The 6,107-nt window shown below is 67.8% G+C and carries 8 protein-coding genes; 4 read left to right on the forward strand and 4 right to left on the reverse strand.

Annotated elements, in window-relative coordinates; translation table 11 throughout:
* From ACFWF3_RS20860 to ACFWF3_RS20870, 3 genes are all read left to right on the forward strand, one after another.
* The coding region (locus ACFWF3_RS20860) for a sigma-70 family RNA polymerase sigma factor (protein ID WP_379314928.1) at nucleotides 1-410 on the forward strand (410 nt) is incomplete at its 5' end.
* Nucleotides 407-1,138 carry an anti-sigma factor domain-containing protein gene (locus tag ACFWF3_RS20865; protein ID WP_379314929.1) on the forward strand — a complete coding sequence of 244 codons (732 nt, stop codon included), beginning with the start codon at nucleotides 407-409 and terminating at the stop codon, nucleotides 1,136-1,138. The genes ACFWF3_RS20860 and ACFWF3_RS20865, both read left to right, overlap by 4 nt.
* A 47-nt stretch (nucleotides 1,139-1,185) precedes the next feature.
* Nucleotides 1,186-2,727 carry a molybdopterin-dependent oxidoreductase gene (locus ACFWF3_RS20870; RefSeq protein ID WP_379314930.1) on the forward strand — a complete coding sequence of 514 codons (1,542 nt, stop codon included), beginning with the start codon at nucleotides 1,186-1,188 and terminating at the stop codon, nucleotides 2,725-2,727.
* 9 nt (nucleotides 2,728-2,736) lie between these two features.
* Here the strand turns inward: ACFWF3_RS20870 and ACFWF3_RS20875 are convergent, their stop codons facing one another.
* Nucleotides 2,737-3,210 (reverse strand): SRPBCC domain-containing protein, encoded by a 474-nt coding sequence (locus ACFWF3_RS20875; protein WP_379314931.1) that lies wholly within the window; start codon nucleotides 3,208-3,210, stop codon nucleotides 2,737-2,739.
* Nucleotides 3,207-3,572, reverse strand: coding sequence for an ArsR/SmtB family transcription factor (locus ACFWF3_RS20880; protein ID WP_379314932.1), 366 nt, complete (start codon nucleotides 3,570-3,572; stop codon nucleotides 3,207-3,209). Before ACFWF3_RS20880 ends, ACFWF3_RS20875 begins: the two co-directional genes overlap by 4 nt.
* A 109-nt stretch (nucleotides 3,573-3,681) precedes the next feature.
* On the opposite strand from ACFWF3_RS20880, the gene ACFWF3_RS20885 reads away from it, so the two are divergent.
* Nucleotides 3,682-4,809: a magnesium and cobalt transport protein CorA gene (locus ACFWF3_RS20885; RefSeq protein WP_379314933.1), complete on the forward strand. Its 1,128-nt coding sequence runs from the start codon at nucleotides 3,682-3,684 to the stop codon at nucleotides 4,807-4,809.
* Nucleotides 4,810-4,822: 13 nt separating this feature from the next.
* On the opposite strand, the gene ACFWF3_RS20890 is transcribed toward ACFWF3_RS20885, so the two are convergent.
* Both ACFWF3_RS20890 and meaB read right to left on the reverse strand, forming a co-directional pair.
* The gene (locus ACFWF3_RS20890; protein WP_379314934.1) at nucleotides 4,823-5,146 is read right to left on the reverse strand and encodes a hypothetical protein; all 324 of its coding nucleotides are present in this window, start codon (nucleotides 5,144-5,146) and stop codon (nucleotides 4,823-4,825) included.
* Between the two features lie 199 nt (nucleotides 5,147-5,345).
* Nucleotides 5,346-6,107 (reverse strand): methylmalonyl Co-A mutase-associated GTPase MeaB (meaB, locus tag ACFWF3_RS20895; protein ID WP_379314935.1); only part of this gene is annotated, 762 nt, incomplete at its 5' end.

The raw sequence follows: 6,107 nt of genomic DNA on the forward strand, positions 1-6,107 counted from the left end.
CTCAGGAGGTGTTCCTCCAGGTCTGGTCGCTGGCCGGACAGTACGACGCGACCAAGGCCAGCCCGATCGGCTGGCTGATGATGCTGACCCACCGGCGCGCGGTCGACCGGGTACGGGCCGAGCAGTCGGCCACCCGCCGCGACATCGTGTTCGGCCACGCCCACCTCGGCCGCGACCACGACGTCGTGGCCGAGGAGGTCACCCAGCGTCTCGACGAGCAGTCGGTGCTGGACTGTCTGCAGACCATGACCGAACTCCAACGCCAAGCGGTGGCGCTGGCGTACTACGGCGGGCGCACCTACCTCGAGGTTTCCGAGACCTTGGCGGTGCCGTTGCCGACGGTGAAGAGCCGCATCAAAGACGGCCTGAAAAGGCTGGAGAACTGTTTGACCGGAGGGAATACCCGATGAGCGAGACCGATCGGCGGACCCCTTGGTCGTGGCTGGACGAGGCCTACCCCTATGCCATCGACGCGCTGGATCCACCACAGCGACAGGCGCTCGAGGAGTGGCTCGACGCCGCAGGCCCCGACCGGGTGGCCGAGTTCCAGGCCGCCGTTCGCCGCATCCAGGAGACGATGGCGGACCTGACCGTGTTCGACTCGGTCCCGCCACCGGCACGCCTCGAAACCGCGCTGATGCGAGCACTGGACCGGTACGACACACAGCCGTCTCCGCTCGCGCGGCGCGGCGCGACCGGCAGGCGCTGGCACCTTCGATGGTTGACCGTGGCCGCGGCGGCGATCGTGGCGGTCGGTGCCGGTGCCGGTATCGGGGTGGTGATCGAACGCGCGAACGACGGGACGGGTGCGGTCACCGCGCAGCAGGTGCTCGACCAGCCCGACAGCCGGGAGTCCTCGGTGGCGGTCACCGGTGGCGGCGCGATGACGGTGTACGAGTCGAAGTCGCTGGGCGCGGCCGCGGTGTCGTTCCAGGACATGCCCGCGCTGCCTGCCGATCGCGCGTATCAGCTGTGGCTGATCCGCGCGGGCACACCGACATCGGTGGCGGTGATGGACGGTCCGGCCTCGGTCGTGACCACGGTCGACGTCGCCGACACGCTCGCGGTGACGGTCGAACCCGCCGGTGGTTCAGCCGGGCCGACCACCTCCCCGATCGTCAGCATGACAGTCGGCTGACCCGCTGCGGCGGGCCTTGCCGACACTCGAAACCCAGGAGTGACAGCATGGTCCGCCGTTTCAGCGTCACCCGTCGCCATCCGGGCCGGCTCGCGGCGGCAGTCGCGGCCGCGGCCGCCGCCGCGCTGGTCCTCGGGGTCGGACACCTCGTCGCCGTGTTCATCGACCCGGTGTCCTCCCCCTTCTTCGTTCTCGGTGCCACCGTGGTCGATCACACGCCGAAGTGGTTGAAGGACAGCGCGATCCGCTGGTTCGGCACCAACGACAAACTGGCACTGGCCGTCACTATGGCCGCGGTCATGGCCGTGGCTGCCGCGATGATCGGCTTGCTGGCCCGCCGCAGCCCGGCGTGGGCGGCCGGTCTGCTCGGCGCTCTCGGTATCGCCGTGAGCGGCTTGGCGCTGCTCCGCCCTACCGCCACACCGCTGTTCGCCGTTCCGGCGGTGGTCGGTGCACTGACGGGGATGGCGGCGCTGTGCGCGCTGTTCCTCGTGCCCGCCGAGGCCGACCGGCGGGCCGGGCCGACGCGGCGCGGGTTCCTGCTCGCTCTGACGGCAGTGACGGCCGGCGCAGTGGCGGCCGGGGCGGCGGGCCGAGTCATCGGTAGCCGTCTGCGCGATATCGCCGCCGACCGGGCGGCTTTCGTACTCCCCCGGGTCGCGGCGCCGGTGCCACCGGTCACCCCCGAGATGGACCGAGTCGTGCCCGGGCTCACCCGATTCATCACTCCCGCACCGGATTTCTATCGCGTCGACACCGCGCTGCAGCTTCCGTCGTTGACTCGCGCGCAGTGGCGATTGCGCATCCACGGGATGGTGGAGCGCGAGATCCGGCTCGACTTCGACGAATTGAGCGCCCGGCGCGCGGTCGAGTCACTCATCACGCTCACCTGTGTCTCGAACGAAGTCGGCGGAGACCTCGCCGGAACCGCGCTGTGGACCGGTTACCGCCTGGCCGATCTCCTGGCCGAGGCGGGGCCCTCCCCCGATGCCGACATGATCCTGTCGCGCAGCGTCGACGGATTCACCGCGAGCACGCCATCGGCCGCGGTGCTGGGCAACCCCGACGCCCTGCTCGCCGTCGCGATGAACGGCGAGCCACTGCCTGTCGCTCACGGCTACCCGGCCCGGATGATCGTGCCCGGTCTCTATGGCTACGTTTCGGCCACCAAGTGGGTTGTCGATCTGGAACTCACGAGATTCGACCGCGCACAGGCGTACTGGACGCAACGCGGCTGGGCGACTCGGGCACCGATCAAAACCGCATCCCGGATCGACGTCCCGGCGGCATTCGCGCACCTGGACGCCGGACCGGTGATCGTGGCAGGCGTGGCGTGGGCCCAGGGGCGCGGAATCGACGCCGTGGAAGTCCAGGTCGACGACGGACCGTGGCAACCGACCACACTCGCCGCCGCCTACTCCCTCGATACCTGGCGCCAGTGGACCTGGACGTGGGATGCCTCGCCCGGCACGCATTCGCTTCGCGTGCGCGCGGTCGACGCCACCGGATCGGTGCAGACCGAAGCCAGGGCGACCCCGTTCCCCGACGGCGCGACGGGCAGGCACTCGCGCGTGGTCATGGTGCGGTGAGCGATTCGCTCAGGCTTGGCCGGCGAGATAGGTCACCAGGGCGTCGACGAGGCCGAGGGTGCCTTCCTCGCGTTGGTCACCGGTGTCGAAACCGTCCAGGTGGGCGCCGAATTCGACGAGAGTGAGCTTGGTGCCGGTGGTGGTGGGTTCGAATTCCCAGGTGGCCACCGAGGTGGAGATGTGAGAGCCGTTGAGCCACATGTCGTAGGTGTAGACGAGGCGTTCGTTGGCGATGATGTCGGTGTAGGTGGCAACGAAGCGGGAGGTCATCGTCTGCTGGAAAGTGCCTTCGTTGATCTCGCGGCCGCCGACCTGGAAGTCGATCGAGGACTCGCCCTGCTCCCAGCCTTCCTCGCCGCCGAACCACTTCGCCTTGATGGCGGGGTCGGCGAAGGCCTGGAAGACGACGGCGGGCGCGACGGGCACCTCGCGTTCGATGGTGAACTGGGCGTGGTTGATGGAGCGGGTCGCTGTGTCGGTCATTGTTGTTCTCCCTCTGAGTTTCTGGTTGATTCCACGAGTAGTGCCGTGAGCCGGTCCACCCGCCGTTGCGCCGGTGGACGGTGGCCGTGCAGCCAGTCGATCGCGGTTGCGAAGGCATCCGGCACCAGTTGGTAGGTGCGCACTCGGCCGATCTTCGCCGAGCTGACGAGCCGACCGGCTTCGAGCGCTTTCAAGTGCTGCACGATCGTCGGGAGCGCGACCTCGAACGGTGCGGCGAGATCCGATACCGATGCGGGCCCGCGCGCCAGCCGTTCGACGATCGCGCGACGAGTCGGATCGGCCAATGCCCGAAAGACACTGTCGAGTCCTCCGTCCGGTTCGCCGCTCGAATACTTAGGCACATACCTAAGTATTCACGGTTGGATCGATCTGCGCAACCCCCCGCTTCGGTTGCGTCCGCGTCGGCCGCCGTGGGATGCTGCGGCACGATCGAAGAGAGCGAGGTGAACGATGGTCGACGGCCCTCGCATCACACCCGCTCCCACCGCGACCCGGCGCGGTATCGGAGCCCGGGTGGCGGATTCCCCGTTCCTGTCGCGCAGCCGACGGCGAGTGGAAGTCGTCCACAAACCCTCGGTACCGACCGCGCGCGCCATCATCGACTGCGCCGCCTATGTCGACGGCAAACGTCTGCCCGGCCGCTTCACCCCCGAGACCGCGCTGACCGAAATCCGCAGGCGTGGCACAGGTTTCGTGTGGATCGGCCTGTTCGAACCGGACCTGCACCAGATGGGCGAGATCGCCGCGACGTTCGGGCTGCACGAACTCGCCGTCGAGGACGCCGTCACCGGCAGACAGCGCCCGAAGTTCGAACGCTACGACGACACCATGGTCACCGTGATGCGGACCGTCGCCTACGTCGAGCACGATATGCACACCGTCAGCGAGATCGTGCAGACCGGCGAGATCATGGTCTTCCTCGGCGCCGATTTCGTGGTCGCGGTCCGCCACGGCGAACACAACGAACTCACCGCCGTGCGGCACCGGCTCGAAGACGAACCCGATCGCCTCGCGCTCGGCCCCGGCGTCGTGCTGCACGCGATCGCCGACCACGTCGTCGACACCTACATCGACGTCACCCAGGCGACGGAGTTCGACGTCGAGTCGATGGAAGAAGAGCTCTTCAGCCCGCGGAGCAAGATCCCGATCGAGGCCATCTACCAGCTCAAACGCGAGATCGTCGAGCTACGCCGCGCCGTTCGCCCGCTCGCGGGCCCGCTGCAAACCCTCACCGCGCCGCGTACTCCGCTGCCCAAGGAGGTGCGCCGCTACCTGCGCGACGTCGCCGACCATCACAGCGGCGTCGCCGAACGCATCAACGACCTGGACGAAACCCTCACCACTCTCGTGGGCGCCGCGGTGGCCAAGATCGCCGTCCAGCAGAACACGGACATGCGTAAGATCTCCGCCTACATCGCGATCCTGGCGGTTCCCACCATGATCGCCGGCATCTACGGCATGAACTTCGATCACATGCCCGAACTCCGGCAGACCTGGGGTTACCCCGCCACTCTGATCGTCATGGCCACCATCTGTGCCACCCTGATCGTCGCCTTCCGACGTATCCGCTGGTTGTGAAAATCCGGCCCGGTCAGACGAGTCGACCCCATCGGGTCGCCACGAGCCCGCAGAGCGCGATGGCGGTGCTCATCCGCTTCCAGAGTCGCACCATCGCGAGCTCGAGGATGATGCCGATGCGGTCGGCACAGGTGGTGGCCTCCGCCAGTGCCATCCGGTCATAGACCAGGGCCGGATCACTGAGGATCTCATCCAGCCTCAGTCCTGATATCGCCTGATCAGACGTCAGGCCGAGTTCTGGCAGCCAGGTGAGCCGCCAGCGACCGTCGCCCCCGAGAATCGCCCGCTCGGGCGTCCTGTCGCTGCTCATGGTCCGATTCGTGCGGAAGATCGTCATCACTACCTCCTCGGCCGTCAGCTCTCGACGTCCACTTCCGAGGATCCTCGAAAATCGGCACAGGCAACAGCTGGCAAAGGAGACGGAATCGGAATATCATCCACAAACCCCGACGTGAAAGCCGAAAATCCCCGGCGATCACCCCGGATACGACTCGCTGACGATGCCATCAGCTACCGGTGGGCACCGTGCAGGTGTCTCAACTCCGGTCGAAGGCCGTGAGGATCTGTTCGGCGGCGAGGGCGGGGGTGAGCGTTCCGGCGCGGACAGCCGATTCCACCTGCGCGCGAACATCTTTCACGTTCGGATTGTCGGCCAGGCGGCGCAGGATCTGGTCGTGCACCATGGTCCAGGTCCAGTCGACCTGCTGGCGGCGGCGCTTCTCGGCGAATTCGCCTGCCTCGGTGAGGACCCGGCGGTGGTCGAGGACGGTACCCCAGAACTTGTCGAGGCCGACACCTTCCAGACCGCTCATGGTGAGTACCGGCGGTTTCCACAGGGCGTCGTGCGGGTGGATCAGGCGCAGGGCGCCCGCCAGTTCGCGCGCGGCGCCCTTGGCTTCGATCTCGTGTTTGCCGTCGGCTTTGTTGACCGCCACCAGCTCGGCGAGTTCCAGCACGCCTTTCTTGATGCCCTGCAACTGGTCTCCGGTGCGGGCCAGCGTGAGGAAGCAGAACACATCGACCATGTTGGCGACGGTCACCTCGGACTGGCCGACGCCGACGGTCTCCACGAGGATCACGTCGTACCCGGCGGCCTCCAGGAGCACGATCGTCTCCCGGGTCGCCTTGGCCACGCCGCCGAGGGTGCCCGCCGTCGGGGACGGCCGGATGAACGCGTCCGCCTCGAGCGACAACCGCGCCATCCGCGTCTTGTCACCGAGGATCGAGCCACCGGTGCGGGTCGAGGACGGGTCGACCGCGAGGACCGCGACCCGATGCCCCTTGGCCAGCAAGTACAT

This window comes from Nocardia sp. NPDC060220 (assembly GCF_042727815.1).
In the GTDB taxonomy this organism is placed as follows: domain Bacteria; phylum Actinomycetota; class Actinomycetes; order Mycobacteriales; family Mycobacteriaceae; genus Nocardia.

Excerpts from the sequence above, each read along its gene's own strand:
- ACFWF3_RS20870 (WP_379314930.1), top strand. The coding sequence starts at position 1,186 with ATGGTCCGCCGTTTCAGCGTCACCCGTCGCCATCCGGGCCGGCTCGCG.
- ACFWF3_RS20875 (WP_379314931.1), bottom strand. The coding sequence starts at position 3,210 with ATGACCGACACAGCGACCCGCTCCATCAACCACGCCCAGTTCACCATC.
- ACFWF3_RS20885 (WP_379314933.1), top strand. The coding sequence starts at position 3,682 with ATGGTCGACGGCCCTCGCATCACACCCGCTCCCACCGCGACCCGGCGC.
- ACFWF3_RS20890 (WP_379314934.1), bottom strand. The coding sequence starts at position 5,146 with ATGACGATCTTCCGCACGAATCGGACCATGAGCAGCGACAGGACGCCC.
- ACFWF3_RS20865 (WP_379314929.1), top strand. The coding sequence starts at position 407 with ATGAGCGAGACCGATCGGCGGACCCCTTGGTCGTGGCTGGACGAGGCC.